Origin of the sequence: Chitinimonas taiwanensis DSM 18899, from assembly GCF_900119825.1 — a bacterium.
GTDB classification, from domain to species: Bacteria; Pseudomonadota; Gammaproteobacteria; order Burkholderiales; family Chitinimonadaceae; genus Chitinimonas; species Chitinimonas taiwanensis.
Window position 1 is genome coordinate 15,536 of sequence record NZ_FPKR01000016.1, and the last position, 15,392, is coordinate 30,927.

Here is a 15,392-nt window from a genome sequence, read left to right on the forward strand (position 1 = left end):
CTACAAACCCGAAACACCGTATCGAACAACGGAACACAAGGAGGGAACCACCATGCCACAAGCCAAAGTCACCCTGCTCGGCGCCGGCCCCGGCGATCTGGAACTGCTGACCCTCAAGGCCGCCCGCGCGCTGGCCAATGCCGAGATACTGCTGCTGGACGAGCTGGCGAATGCAGATATCGTGACCCTGGCTCCGCAGGCGCGCGTGATCAAGGTCGGCAAGCGCGGTGGCTGCAAGTCCACCCCGCAGGATTTCATCCAGCGCCTGATGCGTCGCTATGCCTTGCAGGGCAAGCGTGTGGTGCGTGTGAAGGGCGGTGAGGTGCTGCTGTTCGGCCGCGCTGGTGAGGAAATCCGCTTCCTGCACGCGGCTGGGGTGGAAGTCGAGATCATCAATGGCATCAGCTCGGGCCTGGCAGCCGCGGCCAGTCTGGGCATCTCGCTCACCCATCGCGACCACTGCCAAGGGGTAACCTTCGTGACCGCCCATGCCCAGGACGATAGCGAGCCGAACTGGCAGGCGCTGGCCGCCACCGGCACCACCCTGGTCATCTACATGGGCATGAGCCGCATTGCTCAGATCAGCCAGGGCCTGTTGGCGCATCTGCCTGCCCACACGCCAGCCGCCGTGGTGCAGTGGGCGAGCACCGCGCGCGAGCGCCGCCTGCTCAGTAGCCTGGGCCAGCTGGCCAGCGAAGCTAGCGCGGCCGGCATGGGCAGCCCCGCCATCATCTTGGTTGGTGCTGCCGTGGGCGAGGCGCAGTCCACCCTGGCGAATGCCGCCTGGCTGGCCGCCGCCTGAGTTTCTGCCGGGCCCGAAGTAACCAAGCTTGCCAGGCATTCGAGTGCGCCTTAGCCACCAGCCGCCTGACTATGTCCCTTGGTCTGGGGCGGGCAGTACTGCTCGCCCTGGCTGATGGCGTAGCGGCAGCGTGCCGTGTGAGCTTGGCCTGCCCCGCATCAGCGTTGAAGCGTACGCCAGACCTTGCGCGGGGAATCTTCCCGGCCTGCGCGGGTCCGAGCAGCATTGACCTCGCTGGAAACCATCATGCGCTTTGCACTTATCCCTCTGGCCCTGCTGCTACCTGTCCTGCTGGCCGCCTGTGCGCCGGAACCCGAACTGAAACAGACCGCCGAGCAAGCCCAGCAAAAGCTGAAGGAAGCGGCCGATGCCACGGCCGAACAGGCCCGGCAGCTGGCCGAGCAGGATGCCAAGACCGCCCTGGGCGGCATCCTGCAGTCGGCCGGAGAGCTGGCGGACAGGCAGGCCGACAAGGCAATCAATGCGATTAAGGAAGAAGCGCTGGCTGCCGCTGCCGAGGCGGAACCGGCCACCCGGGCGGCGATTGCCAAGGCAGCAGAAAGCACGCAGGCCGCGGTGGACAAGGCCGCCCAGGCCGTCAGCAAGACGGCCGAGCAGGTGAAGGCGGCGGCACAGCAGGGCGAGGCCGCGCCCAAGCCCTGAGGCCTTGGGCACAGGCATGAAAAAAGGCAGCCTAGGCTGCCTTTTCTCTCGAACGCAGGAAGGGCTTAGGCGCGCTTCTTGAATTCCATGGTGCGGGTATCGATTTCGATCTTGTCACCGATTTCGATGAATGCGGCCACTGGCAGCTCGAAAGTGGTGCCCTTGAGCTTGGCCGGCTTCATGACCTTGCCCGAGGTGTCGCCGCGCACGGCCGGCTCGGTGTACTCGACTTCGCGCACGATGGTGGTCGGCAGTTCGACCGAGATGGCCTTGCCTTCGTAGAACACCACTTCGCAGATGTCTTCCATGCCGTCAACGATGAAGTTCACGGTGTCGCCGACGTTTTCGGCTTCCACTTCGTACTGGTTGAACTCGGTGTCCATGAACACGAACATCGGGTCGGCGAAGTAGGAATAGGTGCATTCCTTCTTGTCCAGCACGACCACGTCGAACTTCTCGTCGGCCTTGTAGACGGCTTCCAGGCCCTGCTCGGTCAGCAGGTTCTTCATCTTCATCTTCACGACCGAAGCGTTACGGCCCGACTTGCTGTATTCGGCCTTGATCACGACCATAGGCTGGCCATCAACCATGGCGACGTTGCCGGCGCGGAGTTCTTGTGCGGTTTTCATGCTGTTAAGTCCTGCGAAAGAGGTAAGCGTTTGATAAAACGCGGCATTATAGCCGTGTGCCGTCCATGTCCGCCACCTCGGCGCGCGTCGCCTCGGCGGCTCTCGTTGGCGGATGGGGTGGGAATCAGCCGGCGGCCTGGCGTTTCTCGCTGGCGAATGCTGCCAGGGCCTGCATCAGGTCGGGCGCTTGCGCGAGCTCGTCTGACCAGCGGCGCGCGTGTTCGGCCAGCCGCGCCTGTGCCTGCCATAGCGCTGGCCACCCTCGCACGCAGGCCTCGCCATCGCCACGGTTCCAGGCCTGCCAGAAGCCTTGCACAAGCGCCTCGTCTGCTGTGCTCAGGCCTTCCGTGTAGCGAGCCAGGAAGGCGTCGAGCTTAATCAGATGGGCGTCCTCCTCCTGCGGGTAGATATGCCAGACCATGGGGCGAGCCGCCCACTGCGCCCGCACGAAGGAATCTTCGCCACGGACGAAATTGAGCTGGCAGGACCACAGCAGGCGGTCGTAATCGGACTGGGGCAGGAAGGGCAGGGCGATCAGGCGCAGCTGACCGCGCTGCACATGGCTGCCGGGCGGGAAGTCCTCACCCAGCCATTCGGCCACCGCGCGGCGCGGCTTGCCATCGGCTACCAGCAGGCACAGTGGCTGGGCCCGTGACCAGTGCGCAAGCAGCTCGGCCAGCACCGGGTTGTCGTAGCAGAACAGCGAGACGCGCGGCAGGGTCTGTTCCTGCGCATCCAGGCCCAGGGCGCTCAGCCACTGCTGCTGCGCGCCTTGGTGGGTCTGGAAGACATCGCGCGCGGCCAGGAGGTCAGCTTCGCGCAGCAGGCCGCCCGTCTTGGCCGTGAAGCCGGGGAAGAAGAAATGGTGGGTCAGTGGCAGGCGCGGGTGGCGTGAGCCGAGCGCATGGCAGCCCTCCACCCAGGCTTCGGCCGACAGGTACTCCAGATTGATCCAGACTGGCGGCGGGCGTTGTGCGGCCATGGCGGCCAGAAAGTCGGCGGGTGGGTTGCAGGCAAAGGCCTCGATCACCACGGCCTGCGGCTGTACAGCGGGGAAGGGGGCTTGCCAGCGCTGGATGTAAACCCCGTCCAGGTCTTGTTCATCTCTTGTCGCATCGAGACGACGCTCGAGCTGGGCAAATGCAGCCAGATCATCGACCCAGAGTCTGACCGGCTCGGCGCGCTCGTCTGCCAGCTGACGCGCCAGGCGCCAGCACACGCCGATGTCACCGAAGTTATCGATAACGCTGCAGAAGATATCCCAGGAGAGTCGCATGGCCGGCATTTTACCCTGTGGCCCTGTGTGAACAAATTTCGGTGTTTGGTCTTGGACAAAGCATTGACATATGTTCACCTGACTTCTACAGTGCAGCCATGAACGCACATCCGACCTCCTTGCTCGATGGCAGCCGCATTGCCGTGATCGGCGCCGGCATTGCCGGCCTCTCCAGTGCCTGGTTGCTGCAGCAAAAGCACCACATAAGCCTGTTCGAGGCAGGCAGCTATTTCGGCGGGCATAGCAATACCGTCGAGATCACGCTCGAGGGGCGCACCCATCCGGTCGATACCGGCTTCCTGGTTCACAACGACCTTACCTATCCGAACCTGATTGCCCTATTCGAACACCTAGGCGTGGCGGTTCACCCCAGTGATATGTCCTTCGGCGTCTCGATTGCCGACCCCGATATCGAGTGGGCGGGCAGTAATCTGGCCACCGTGTTTGCCCAGAAGAGCAATCTGCTGCGCCCGTCCTTCCTCGGCATGCTGGCCGACATCCTGCGCTTCAACCGCAATGCGCAAGCTCATCTGGATGAAGCGCGCGCACAGGGTTGGACGCTGGGTGAACTACTCGATGCACATCATTACGGCCAGACCATGCGCGACTGGTATCTGCTGCCCATGGCGGCCGCGATCTGGTCGTCCTCGGTGGCCGATATCCTCGGCTTCCCGGCGCAGACCTTCCTGAACTTCTGCCTCAACCACCGCCTGCTGCAGATTGAAGGCCGCCCGCAGTGGCGCAGCGTGGTGGGCGGTGCGCGCGAATATGTGCGCAAGCTGGTCGCCCAGCTGCCTGATGCGCGCCTGAATGCGCCGGTCCACGCGGTGCGACGGGCTGACGGCCAGGTCTGGCTAAGCAGCCCGGCCGGTCAAGAGGCATTCGATGCAGTGGTGTTTGCCTGCCATGCGCCCACCGCACTGGCCATGCTGGATGCCGATGCGCTCGAACAGGACATCCTGTCCGGCTTTCGCTACCAGCCCAACCGCGCGCTCTTGCACACTGACCGCCGCCTGCTGCCGCGCCGCGAGGCGGTCTGGTCGGCCTGGAATTATCTGGCCGCGCCGGGCGATGCGGCCGAGCGGCCGGTGGCGGTCAGCTATTTGCTCAATCAGCTTCAGCAGCTGCCTTTCCAGACCCCGGTGGTGGTGACGCTGAATCCGCATACCGAGCCAGCGCCCGAGCACCTCATCGCGGAATTCGCCTATGAGCACCCGGTCATGGATCGCGCCGCCATTGCCGCCCAAGGCCGTCTGCCCGAGATCCAGGGCCATCGCCAGGCATGGTTCTGCGGTGCCTGGTCAGGCTATGGCTTTCACGAGGATGGTCTGAAATCCGCCCTGCGAGTGGCCCGTGATTTCGGCATTCGTCCGCCCTGGGAGCCTGTCTATGACTAGCGCGGTGGAACTGTGTACTGGCCAAGTCATGCATGCGCGCAGCCGGCCCAAGCACAATCGCTTCAGCTACCCGGTGTTCTTCCTGCGCCTGTGTTTGACTGACCCGGCCGGCCTCGCCGCAGCCAGCGGCCGGCTGTTTGGCTACAACCGTGCCGGCCTTGTCAGCTTTCAGAGCCGCGACCACGCCGAACGCGATGGGGGCGATCTGCTCAGCTGGCTCGACAGCCGCCTGGCGCGCGCCGGCGTGCAGCGTCCCAGTGGGGCGGTGTGGTTGCAGACCTTTCCGCGTGTGCTTGGCTTCGTGTTCAAGCCGGTCAGCTTCTGGCATTGCCATGATGAGGCGGGCGCGCTGCGCGTGCTGCTGGCCGAGGTAAACAACACCTTTGGCGAGCGCCATCAATATGTGCTGACCGCGCCCGGCGGCGCACCGATCCAGGCCGGCACCGAACTGGTGTGCCGCAAGCATTTTCATGTCTCACCCTTTTGTGATGTGAAGGGTGAGTACCGCTTCCGCGTCCGCCACGAGGGCGAACGCCATGTAGCGGTCATCGATTATTACGACGAGCCGGGCGAGCCCTTGCCGCTGCTGAAGACAGCGATTTGGGGTCGGGCGCAGCCCATGGCGCGCGGGCTGCTCTTGCGCACCGTGCTGCGCATGCCCTTGCTCACCTTTGGCGTCGTGGCGCGCATCCACTGGCAGGCACTCAAGCTGTGGTGGATGGGTGTGCCCTTCTTTTCCAAACCTGCCGCACCCCACCACGAAATCTCGCACAACGTCGAGGTCAAACCATGAAATCCACCGATCTTTCCCTGCCCTATAAGGCGGCGCATCTGCCGCTGCAGGCGCGCCTTTTCGTCGGCATGTTGCAGAAGCTGTCAGTCGGCTCGCTGACCTTTATCGACCCCAAGGGGCAGGTTGCCCATTTTGGTCAGCTGGGTGCCCAGCCGCATGCCGAGCTGCAGGTGCGCGATTGGCGGGCGGCCGGCGTCATTCTGCGCCAGGGCGATATCGGCTTTGCCGAGAGCTATAAGCTCGGTTGGGTGGACAGCAATGATCTGCTCGCCGTGTTCACGCTGGCGCTGCGCAATGAGGACGCGATGGAGCGCGCCTTGCACGGCCACTGGTGGGCGCTGCTGGCCAAGCGCATTGCCCACCTGCTGCTGCGTGACAACAATCGGCGCGGCAGCCGGCGCAATATTTCCGCCCACTACGATCTGGGCAATGGTTTCTACCAGCTCTGGCTCGATCCCTCGATGTCCTACTCGGCCGGCATCTTTCTGCCCGAGCACGCGGGCGATCTGGAAGCCGCGCAGTGGGCCAAGTACGACCGCATCCTCGATCAGCTGGATGCCCAGCCCGGTCAGACCGTGCTTGAGGTCGGTTGTGGCTGGGGTGGTTTCGCCGAGCGTGCCGCCCAGCGTGGCCTGAAGGTACATGGCATCACGCTCTCCAAGGAGCAGCTCGCCTATGCCCAGGCCCGGATAGCACGCGCTGGGCTGGATGGGCTGGTCACGCTGTCGCTGACCGACTACCGCGATGTGGCGGGCCAGTTCGACCATATCGTCTCGATCGAGATGATCGAAGCGGTGGGCGAGCGCTGGTGGCCAAGCTATTTCGCCATGCTGGCCCGTTTGCGCAAGCCGGGTGGCAAGGTGGTGATCCAGGCCATCGATATCGCCGATGCGCGTTTCGAGGCCTATCGCAGCGGCACCGACTTCATCCAGCAATACATCTTTCCGGGTGGCATGCTGCCCAGCCCCGAGCGCTTCGTGCAGCAGGCGCAGCGCGTGGGCCTGCGTGTGCACAGTGAATTTGAATTCGGCCTCGATTACGCCGAAACCCTGCGCCAGTGGCGCTTGCGTTTTGAAGCGCAACTGGACGCCGTACGTGCCGAGGGCTTTGACGAGGCCTTCATCCGCCTGTGGCGCATGTATTACCTGTATTGCGAGGCCGGCTTTCGCGAGCGGCGCACGGGGGTGCGGCAATGGACACTAGGCTGATCCTGGCTCTGCTGGCCAGTGCATGCATGGGCCTGGCTCAGGCCAGCTGGCGCGAAGTGCTGCCCGGCGCCCAATCTGTGGGCGCGGGCGAGATGCGCTGGTTCGGGCTCAAACTCTACGATGCGCAGCTGTTCAGCAGCGCCAAGCCGCTCGACCCGCGCAGGCCCTATGCGCTGGTGCTTACCTATGCGCGCCAGTTCCAGGCCAAACGCATTGTCGCCGCCAGCCTTGAGCAGATGGAGAAGCTTGGCGCACCCAAGGCGCAGTTTCCGCGCTGGGCTGAATACATGCAGCGCGGCTTCGTGGATGTGCAGGCCGGCGAGCGCATCACCGGCGTGCATCTGCCCGGCCAGGGCGCGCGCTTCTATGCGGGCGAGCGCCTGACGGCGGCGATTGATGACCCGGAATTCGCCCAGTGGTTCTTTGCCATCTGGCTGGACGCGAAGACCAGCGAGCCAGGCCTGCGCCGCCAGTTGCTGGGAGAAGCGCAGTGACTACGCGCGGCCTGAGCGCCTATGCCGCCCTGGGCCTGCCGCTGGCCATGGCCGCGCTGCCCATCTATGTGGCGGCGCCACAGTTCTACGGTGCCGAGCTCGGTCTCGATCTGGCCATGCTGGGCAGTGTGCTGTTCTTCGCCCGCCTCGTGGATACCGCGCAAGACCCGTGGCTGGGCCGCTGGGTGGATGCCAGCCAGCATCGCCCGCAGGGCTGGCCCCGGCTGATGCGCTGGGGCAGTGCGGCGCTGGCGCTAGGCCTGTATGCGCTATTCAGCCCGCCCGCGCTGGCGGCAGGCTGGCTGTATGCCTGGCTCGCGCTCTGTCTGGTGCTCGTTTACACCGCGCACAGCGTGGTGAATATCGCCTACCTGGCCTGGGGTACCCGGCTTAGCGACCAGGTCGATGCGCGTGCGCGCATCAGTGCCTGGCGCGAGGGAGCCGGCTTGCTTGGCGTGGTGTTGGCCTCGGTGTTGCCGGTGGTGCTGGTGCAGGCCTTGGGCGCACAAGCCGGCTATGCCTGGTTCAGCCTGCTGTTCGCCGCACTGCTGGCCATTGCCCTGTACACCACCCTGGGCTGGTCGCCCGCGCCGCAGCTGGCGCCCAAGGCCGCTCCCACGCCCTGGCGCACGCTGCTGGCTCCGCCGGCGGTACGCCGGCTCTGCCTTGTCTATTTGCTCAATGCCACCGCGGTGGCGATACCGGCCACCCTGGTGCTGTTCTATGTAGCCGATGTGCTGCGCGCGCCCGAGGCTTCGGGCTGGTTGCTGGCCAGTTATTTCGTCAGCGGTGCGCTGGCCTTGCCAGCCTGGGTCTATCTGGCGGCTCGCCTGGGCAAGGCGCGCGCCTGGCTGCTTGGCATGCTGCTCGGTGCCAGCGCCTTCTGCTGGGCGGCTTTGCTCGGGCCGGGCGATACCTGGCAGTTCGCGCTGGTCTGCATCCTGTCGGGCGGCGCGCTCGGCGCCGATCTGGCCCTGCCGCCCGCGCTGCTGGCTGATCTGATCCCGTCCGAGCATCGCCACGACACCGGTGGCTACTTCGGTCTGTGGGCCATGCTGGGCAAGCTCGCGCTCGCGCTATCGGCCGGTGTGGGCCTGCCTCTACTGAGCTGGCTTGGCTATGTGCCGGGCCAGCAGCAGGCGGCCGCCGCGCTGGCTCTCGTCTATGCCGGCCTGCCCTGTGTACTCAAATTGCTCAGTGGCGCCTTGCTGCTGGGCTGGCGCGGCCGTCTGGCGGAAGCGCCCCTGTTGGAGAAACAAGCATGAAAACCCTGCTGATGCTATTCACCGCGCTAATGCTGAGCGCCTGTGCCGGTGTGGATATTGAGCACTACGCCAAGCAAAAGCCAGTGCTCGATCTGCCCCAGTACTTCAACGGCACCCTCGATGCCTGGGGGGTGTTCCAGAAACGTAATGGCGAGGTGGCGCGTCGCTTCAAGGTCGAGATTGTCGCCAGCTGGCAGGGCGATACCGGCACGCTGGATGAGCGCTTTGTGTATGACGATGGCGAGAAGCAGCGTCGCGTCTGGACGCTGAAGCGCCAGCCCGATGGCAGCTGGCGTGGCACAGCCGACGATGTGAAGGGCGAGGCGATCGGCCGGGTGGCTGGCAATGCGCTGCACTGGACCTACACGCTGCGCCTGCCGGTGGACGGCACGGTCTACGAAGTCGCCTTCGATGACTGGATGTGGCTGATGGATGACAAAACCATGCTCAACCGCTCGCGCATGTCCAAGTTCGGCGTGGACCTGGGCGAAGTGACGCTGTTCTTCCAGAAGCGGACCTAAGCATCATGTCCAGCATGAACCCCCCGATTCAGGATTGGTCCAGCCAGCGCGTGTGGGTGATCGGTGCCTCGAGCGGCATCGGCGCCGCCCTCGCGCAGCAGCTGCTGGCCACTGGAGCCCGGGTGGTACTGTCGGCCCGCCGTGCCCCCGAGCTGGCGGCTTTGACAGCCGGCAATCCGCGCGCTGCAGCGGTGCCTTTCGATGCCGCCGATGCCAATGCCTGGGATGCTGCGCACCAGGCTGCCCAGGCAGCCTTCGCCGGGCTGGACCTGGTGGTCTTCGTGGCTGCGCGTTACGACCCGCAACGCGCCTGGGAGCTCGATGCGGCATCGGCCCGGCGCAGCTTCGAGCTGAACGTGCTGGGTGTGTATGAGGGCCTGACGCGCGTGCTGCCTGCGCTGCAAGCGCAAGGCCGTGGTGGTGTGGCCCTGGTAGCCAGCGTGTCGGGCTATACCGGCCTGCCCAAGGCCAGCGTGTATGGCGCCACCAAGGCCGCGCTGATCAATCTGGCCGAGACCCTGTATTTCGACCTCGCGCCGCGCGGGCTGGCCGTCTACCTGATCAACCCAGGTTTCGTGGCCACGCCGATGACGGCGCGCAATGACTTCGCCATGCCAGAAATCATCAGCCCTGAGCAGGCCGCCCAGGCCATTGTGCAGGGCCTGGAGCAGGGCGAGTTCGAGATCCGCTTTCCCAAACGTTTCACCGGCCGCATGGCCTGGCTGGCGCGCCTGCCGTATCGGCTGCGTTTCTGGCTATTGCATAAGACGACTGGATTATGAGCGCCCACTTCGATGCCCTGATTGCCTGGTTCGAGCACTTGACCCCGAGCACGCTCGAGCAGATCGGCGATTACTACGCGCCGGCCGCGCGCTTCAGGGACCCGTTCAATGACCTGGCCGGGATCGCCAATGTGCGCCGTGTGTATGCGCATATGTTCGACAGCCTGGAGGCACCGCGCTTCGTGGTGGAAAACCGCATCGAGCAGGGGGCGCAGGCCTTCCTGGTCTGGCGTTTCGAGTTCGGCCTGCGCGGGCGTGCCATGTGCATACGCGGCGGCAGCCATATGGTGCTGGATGAGCAAGGCCGTATTGCCCTGCACCGCGATTACTGGGATGCAGCGGAAGAGTTGTATGAACACCTGCCTGTACTGGGCGGGGTGTTGCGATTGCTGAAGCGGAGGTTGGCGATATGACTGAGCAAGCGCTGTGTCTGCCGATAGGTGCGGTGGAGCGCGAAACCCGCGTCTCCAAGGAATTGCTGCGCATGTGGGAGCGCCGCTACGGCTTTCCCGCCCCGCAGCGCGATGAGGCGGGTGACCGTCTCTATACCCATGACGATGTGGACAAGCTCAAGCTGATTCGCCTGCTGATCGACCGCGGTTTTCGCCCCGGGCGGCTGATGGGCATGTCGGTTAGCGCGCTGCGTGAGCTGCAGTCGGGCGGCTCGCGCCCGGTACCAGCCCTGCCCGAGGCACGTGGCCCAGGTGAGGAGGCGCTCTATCTGCTGCAGCGCCGCGATGCTGAGGCGCTGCGGCGCTGGTTCAGCCAGATGTTGACCGAACAGGGTCTGCGCCGCTTTATCACCCAGACCCTGCGCCAGACCAATGAGGCGGTCGGGCAAGCCTGGCAGCGTGGCCAGCTGGCGATACACGAGGAGCATCTGTACGCCGAACTCGCCCATGCCACCTTGCGCCAGGCTGTGCACCAGCTGTATCCGCTTGCCCAGCCGCCGCGCATCATGCTGACCACGGTGCCAGACGAGGCGCACAGGCTGGGGCTGTTGATGGTGGAGGTGATGTTGCGCCTCGAACAATGCGATCTACTGTCCTTCGGCACCGAGATGCCGCTGGCCGATATCGCCGAGGCGGCAATCGCGCACAAGGTCGACATCATCGCGCTGTCCTTCAGCGGCGCGTATGGCACGGCCAATGCCCAGCATATGCTGCAGGGCCTGGCCTCCCAGCTTCCCGCACGCGTGCAGATCTGGGTTGGTGGCGCGGGTGTGCAGGGCCTGCAAACCCTGCCCGACAGCGTGCGCGTGATCCAGGATCTGAACCTGCTTGGCCCGGCGATTGCCGACTGGCGTGCCAGCCGGCGCTGATAGTTACTTGCCGGCCGGTAGGGGCAGATCACGCGGCCAGATCATCCAGATCTGGCCTTGTTGTTTCATACGTCCCGCCAGCTGGCCGGCCTCGTGACCAAAACCCCAGAAAAAGTCCGCACGGATGGGGCCGCGAATGGCGCCACCGGTATCCTGCGCGTGCACGAGGCGATTGAGCGGCTTGCTATCGTTGGGCCAGGTGGTGGCCAGAAACAGCGGCGTGCCGAGCGGTACGAATTTCGGGTCGATGGCCACGCTGGCCTCGTCGGTCAGCGGCACATTCAGCGCGCCTATCGGGCCACCCTCGGCATTCGGCAGCTGGCGGAAGAACACATAGCTGGGATTCGCCTCTAGCATCTCCTGCAGGCGGGCCGGATTCGCACGCGCCCAGGCCTGGATGCCCTGCATCGAGGCCTCGTTGGGCTGCAACTGCCCCTGCTCGATCAACCACTTGCCGATCGATTTGTAAGGATGGCCGTTCTGGTCGGCATAGCCGACCCGCAGCAGGCTGCCGTCCTCAAGCTTCACGCGGCCCGAGCCCTGGATCTGCAGAAAGAAGGCTTCAATCGGATCATCAGCCCAGACTAGGGCCAGGCCCGGTGTCGGTGCCTTGCCGGCATCGATCTCGGCGCGGCTCCAGTAAGGCACCACCTTGCGTCCCTCCAGGCGGCCGCGCAGACGCTGACCCTTCAGCTCGGGAAAGTTGTCACCGAGGTCGATGGTCAATAGGTCGTCCGGCACCGCATAGATGGGTGCGCGACCCGGTGCGGCTTCCTTGCTACCGGTCAGCAGGGGCTCGTAATAGCCGGTGATCAGGCCGCTGTCCTTGCCCTCGCTGCTGAGGATGCGCTGCGGCTGGAAGCGGCTTTCGAAGAACTGGCGGATGGTGGCCTCATCGGGCTGGCCCATCGCGCGCGCTTCGGCGCACAGCGCTTTCCAGCCTGCACGGTTAGCCAGCTTGCTGCACGACTGCAACCAGGCCGCCCAGCTGGCCGACAGCTTTTCGGCTGGCCAGCCGGGCAGGGCGGACCAGCTGGCCGCCTGGTAGACCGCGCTGATCGGCGCGGGCTTGGCGGCCTCGCCGCAGCGGCAATCGGTCGGGGATGGGGGTGTGCTGGCGCAGCCGGCCAAGAGGGTCAGCAAAAGGGCAGAGCGAAGAAGCGAGCGCATACGAACTCAGAGAAGGCGGGGAAGCCGCGAGCTTACCGCAAGCGCGCGGGCAGGCAAAAAAACGGGGCGCCCTAGCGCCCCGCTTCACTGTGCTGCAGCTGGCTGCAGGCGATCAGAAGTTGTGGTTCATGCCGAGCTGGATGCTGGTCGGATTCGCACCACGCGGGCTGAACTGCGCGCTTTGGATATCGCCATTCGGCTGCACGGCGCCACTCACATAGAAGTTGTAAGCGGCTTCCGCCTCGTTGGCCACCTTGGCATAGGTGAGGAAGAGGTTGGTGCGCGCGCTCAGAGTGTAGATACCGGTCAGCTGTGCGTACTTGGCACCCGATTCGCGGTTCTTCACCCCGTGCATTTCCGCATCCAGCGCCACGGCATAGGTGCCGATCACTTCGATCTTCGGGCTGAACTTGTGGCTGCCGGAAATCACCCAGGCATCGCGCACATTGTCGTCAAAGCCCAGTGCTGCGTTGTACTTGTTGATCTGGCGCTCGAACACCACGCCAGCGCGGGTATTGGGCGTGAAGTACATGCCATAGGCAGCCTTAATGCCCTGGGCGCTATCGAGCGCACCGCCCATCGCATACGGGTCGTTGTCATGCATGAGCGACAGGCTGGCGAACACGCCCTTCTGCATATAGTGCAGGGTCAGCTCGGCGCCCCATGGGTCGATCTTGCGCGTGGCGCCGGCATTGCTCAAGCTGGGGTCGAGCACATAAGCCACGCCATCCTGGCCCTTTTCCTCGCGGGTGTGATAGGCGCCCAGCACAGTCAGGCCGCCCATGGACGGGGTGCGGTACTGGATCACATTGTTGTAGCGATGGCCGACGAAGTAGAAGCCATTCTGCACTGTGTAGGCGCGTGCCTGGTTCAGCACCTGCTGGTTCAGCGCGGTACCAGGGGCGAACACCTGGCTGGCCGCGACTTGCAGCGCGCCACCAATGGCGGCACCTGCTTGTTGCGGGGTCAGGCCATTTTGCATCAGCACGGCTGCAATATTCGGGTTCGAGACCAGCGCGGTCACGCCACCGGCGGCGCCAGCCAGAATCTGCGCCGGGGTCTTGCCCTCGGCATAGGCTGCGCCAATGCCATCAGCCAGCGCCTTGGTGATGATGGCATTGACCGGCGTGTTCACGCCCAGCGCATTGGTGATGATGGGGGTGAGCGCCGCATTGAAGGTCTTCTGCGCGACTACGGTATCGTTGGCGGCCACGGCATTGGTCAGCTGATTGCTGCCCAGCACGGCCAGGGCGGTGGTGTTCAGACCGGTGCGCAGCAGGTGCAGCTCGTTCGGCACATGCTTCTCGTAATACATATCCATGCGGCCGAACTGGATCTGACCCCAGCCGCCACGCAGGCCGACGAAGCTTGGGCGGTTGGCGAAACGCGAAGCGCCAGTGTGTGGAGAAGTGATGCTGGCGTAGCGATCATCCACCTGGCCCAGCGAGCTCATCTTGCCGGTGGTCGAACAGCCGGCGAAACCACAGCTGTCATCGGGCTTGATCTGGGTCTCGATCTGGAAGTAGGCGCTCAGACCATCACTGATCTCTTCGCTGCCGCGGATGCCCAGGGTGGATGCCCCATCGGTCACGCGCATGCGCCGTTCGATATTCTGATTGGCCAGGGTGGCGCCTGTGGCCGAGGCGGCTTCTACGCCCAAGGTCATTTTTCCATACACCACCACGCCGTTATCGGCGAGTGTGGGCAGGGCAAAGGCGGCCAGGACGGCGCAGGCAAGCAGGCTGCGTTGCATAGGGTGAATCTCCGAGGGGAACTGCAGGGTGTTTAAACGAAATCCGACGATTGTCTCAATTCGAGCAGTTGCTCGGCAAGCTGCTTGTCATTTTTTTCCACGCCGCCCGTTTCGTAGTCCCGCCTAAACCCCAAAAATGAAAAACGGGCGTGCCGAAGCACGCCCGTTTCATGCAATGCGATCTAAACGCGAATGACGCGATTAGAACGAGTGCAGCAGACCGACGGACAGCGCCTTCGGATCGGCGTTGTTGCCCTTGGTTTCGTCGCCCGAGAACTCGACCAGCGCAGCGGTGCGCTTGCTCAGTGCGTGTTTGGCACCAATGGTGTAACGCACGAACTGCGAGTTGTCCTGGCTCACGCCGGCAACCTTGGCCTTGCTACCGAAGATCGCGCCGCCCTTCAGGGTAGTCGGGCCCATTGCGTAACTGACGGTGGTCACGAAGGAGTCGCGCTTGAACTTGACGGCAGCGGCTTCCTTCTCTGCGCGCTGGTAACCAAGACCGAGCTTGATCGCATCAATCGTGTAGGTACCGGCCAGCAGGTAGCCGGTGCTATCGCGGCCATTTTCAGCCTTCTTGTCAGGATTGACCTTGGTGTCAGGATTGACGCCGTTTGTTTCATTGTTGTACGCGGCGGCAAGGAACAACGGGCCTGCCGTGTAGCGTACGGCCAACGATACTTTGTCGTTGTTGTCGAGCTTGGCAGCATCGTCCTTGGTTTCACCCGTTCCGTACATGGCAGCGAAAGTCAGACCGGAGAAGGAGGCGCTGTCAAAGCGGATGGCGTTGTCGAAACGATTGCTGATCACGCTATCCGGGCTGTAGATGGCCAGGTTGCGGGCGCCATCAACGAGGCCGTCAAACGTATCGGCAACATTGGTGTAGGGGGTCTTGCCGCGGCCCAGACCGACCTTACCGAAATCGCCTTGCAGGCCTACCCAGCCTTCGCGGCTGGCGAAGGCGCTGTTGGCAGCGTCGTCGGTGTTGACACGGGTTTCGATCTGGAACCAGGCCTTCAGGCCGTCGCCCAGGTCTTCTTCACCCTTGAAGCCGATGCGCGACGGGGTGTTGCCCTGGTCGATCGACAGCTTCTTGGTGCTGGCGGTGCCATTGTTCAGACCGTTGTCGCTGTAGATACCGACAACGTTCACTTGACCGTACAGCTGAACGCTACCGTCAGCAAAAGCAGTCGCCGAGAGAGCACCCAGAACGGCTGCAGCAATCAAAGTAGTACGCATGTAATTCTCCATATTGATTTCATTCGGGAGCCTGTCCGGGACTCAGGCAAGCGGAGTCTGGCGGTGACTGTCACATTCC

At 64.2% G+C, this 15,392-nt stretch carries 16 protein-coding genes; 11 read left to right on the forward strand and 5 right to left on the reverse strand.

What is annotated here, in order from left to right; all coding sequences use genetic code 11:
* Positions 1-52: 52 nt before the first annotated feature.
* Both cobA and BT173_RS17565 read left to right on the forward strand, forming a co-directional pair.
* Complete coding sequence (gene cobA / locus BT173_RS17560; RefSeq protein ID WP_072429982.1) at positions 53-802, forward strand: uroporphyrinogen-III C-methyltransferase; 750 nt, start codon at positions 53-55, stop codon at positions 800-802.
* A 246-nt stretch (positions 803-1,048) separates the two neighbouring features.
* On the forward strand, positions 1,049-1,465 hold the full coding sequence (locus BT173_RS17565) for a hypothetical protein (protein WP_072429983.1): 417 nt from the start codon (positions 1,049-1,051) through the stop codon (positions 1,463-1,465).
* A gap of 65 nt (positions 1,466-1,530) precedes the next feature.
* On the opposite strand, the gene efp is transcribed toward BT173_RS17565, so the two are convergent.
* Both efp and earP read right to left on the reverse strand, forming a co-directional pair.
* Positions 1,531-2,094 (reverse strand): elongation factor P, encoded by a 564-nt coding sequence (gene efp, locus BT173_RS17570; protein WP_072429984.1) that lies wholly within the window; start codon positions 2,092-2,094, stop codon positions 1,531-1,533.
* Positions 2,095-2,218: 124 nt separating this feature from the next.
* Entirely contained in the window at positions 2,219-3,370 is a 1,152-nt protein-coding gene (gene earP, locus BT173_RS17575; RefSeq protein WP_072430056.1) for an elongation factor P maturation arginine rhamnosyltransferase EarP, read from the reverse strand.
* 98 nt (positions 3,371-3,468) lie between these two features.
* Between earP and BT173_RS17580 the strand changes: the two genes are divergently transcribed.
* The 9 genes from BT173_RS17580 to BT173_RS17620 are packed head-to-tail and all read left to right on the forward strand — an operon-like array spanning position 3,469 to position 11,151.
* Complete coding sequence (locus BT173_RS17580; RefSeq protein ID WP_072429985.1) at positions 3,469-4,767, forward strand: NAD(P)/FAD-dependent oxidoreductase; 1,299 nt, start codon at positions 3,469-3,471, stop codon at positions 4,765-4,767.
* Positions 4,760-5,560 carry a DUF1365 domain-containing protein gene (locus BT173_RS17585; protein ID WP_072429986.1) on the forward strand — a complete coding sequence of 267 codons (801 nt, stop codon included), beginning with the start codon at positions 4,760-4,762 and terminating at the stop codon, positions 5,558-5,560. The genes BT173_RS17580 and BT173_RS17585 overlap by 8 nt, the downstream gene beginning before the upstream one ends.
* Positions 5,557-6,768 (forward strand): SAM-dependent methyltransferase, encoded by a 1,212-nt coding sequence (locus BT173_RS17590; protein ID WP_072429987.1) that lies wholly within the window; start codon positions 5,557-5,559, stop codon positions 6,766-6,768. Before BT173_RS17585 ends, BT173_RS17590 begins: the two co-directional genes overlap by 4 nt.
* Complete coding sequence (locus BT173_RS17595; RefSeq protein ID WP_072430058.1) at positions 6,753-7,262, forward strand: chalcone isomerase family protein; 510 nt, start codon at positions 6,753-6,755, stop codon at positions 7,260-7,262. The genes BT173_RS17590 and BT173_RS17595 overlap by 16 nt, the downstream gene beginning before the upstream one ends.
* Positions 7,259-8,527 carry an MFS transporter gene (locus BT173_RS17600; RefSeq protein WP_084658830.1) on the forward strand — a complete coding sequence of 423 codons (1,269 nt, stop codon included), beginning with the start codon at positions 7,259-7,261 and terminating at the stop codon, positions 8,525-8,527. The genes BT173_RS17595 and BT173_RS17600 overlap by 4 nt, the downstream gene beginning before the upstream one ends.
* A complete protein-coding gene (locus BT173_RS17605; RefSeq protein WP_072429988.1) occupies positions 8,524-9,048 on the forward strand; it encodes a DUF3833 domain-containing protein in 525 nt (174 codons plus the stop codon). The genes BT173_RS17600 and BT173_RS17605 overlap by 4 nt, the downstream gene beginning before the upstream one ends.
* Before the next feature lie 14 nt (positions 9,049-9,062).
* Complete coding sequence (locus BT173_RS17610) at positions 9,063-9,830, forward strand: SDR family NAD(P)-dependent oxidoreductase (protein ID WP_072429989.1); 768 nt, start codon at positions 9,063-9,065, stop codon at positions 9,828-9,830.
* Complete coding sequence (locus tag BT173_RS17615; RefSeq protein ID WP_072429990.1) at positions 9,827-10,243, forward strand: nuclear transport factor 2 family protein; 417 nt, start codon at positions 9,827-9,829, stop codon at positions 10,241-10,243. Before BT173_RS17610 ends, BT173_RS17615 begins: the two co-directional genes overlap by 4 nt.
* Entirely contained in the window at positions 10,240-11,151 is a 912-nt protein-coding gene (locus BT173_RS17620) for a MerR family transcriptional regulator (protein WP_072429991.1), read from the forward strand. The genes BT173_RS17615 and BT173_RS17620 overlap by 4 nt, the downstream gene beginning before the upstream one ends.
* Before the next feature lie 3 nt (positions 11,152-11,154).
* On the opposite strand, the gene mltA is transcribed toward BT173_RS17620, so the two are convergent.
* The 3 genes from mltA to BT173_RS17635 form a co-directional block, all read right to left on the reverse strand.
* Positions 11,155-12,321, reverse strand: coding sequence for a murein transglycosylase A (gene mltA, locus BT173_RS17625; RefSeq protein ID WP_072429992.1), 1,167 nt, complete (start codon positions 12,319-12,321; stop codon positions 11,155-11,157).
* A gap of 112 nt (positions 12,322-12,433) precedes the next feature.
* Entirely contained in the window at positions 12,434-14,074 is a 1,641-nt protein-coding gene (locus BT173_RS17630; RefSeq protein WP_072429993.1) for a porin, read from the reverse strand.
* 201 nt (positions 14,075-14,275) lie between these two features.
* Positions 14,276-15,325, reverse strand: coding sequence for a porin (locus BT173_RS17635; protein WP_072429994.1), 1,050 nt, complete (start codon positions 15,323-15,325; stop codon positions 14,276-14,278).
* Positions 15,326-15,392: the final 67 nt, after the last annotated feature.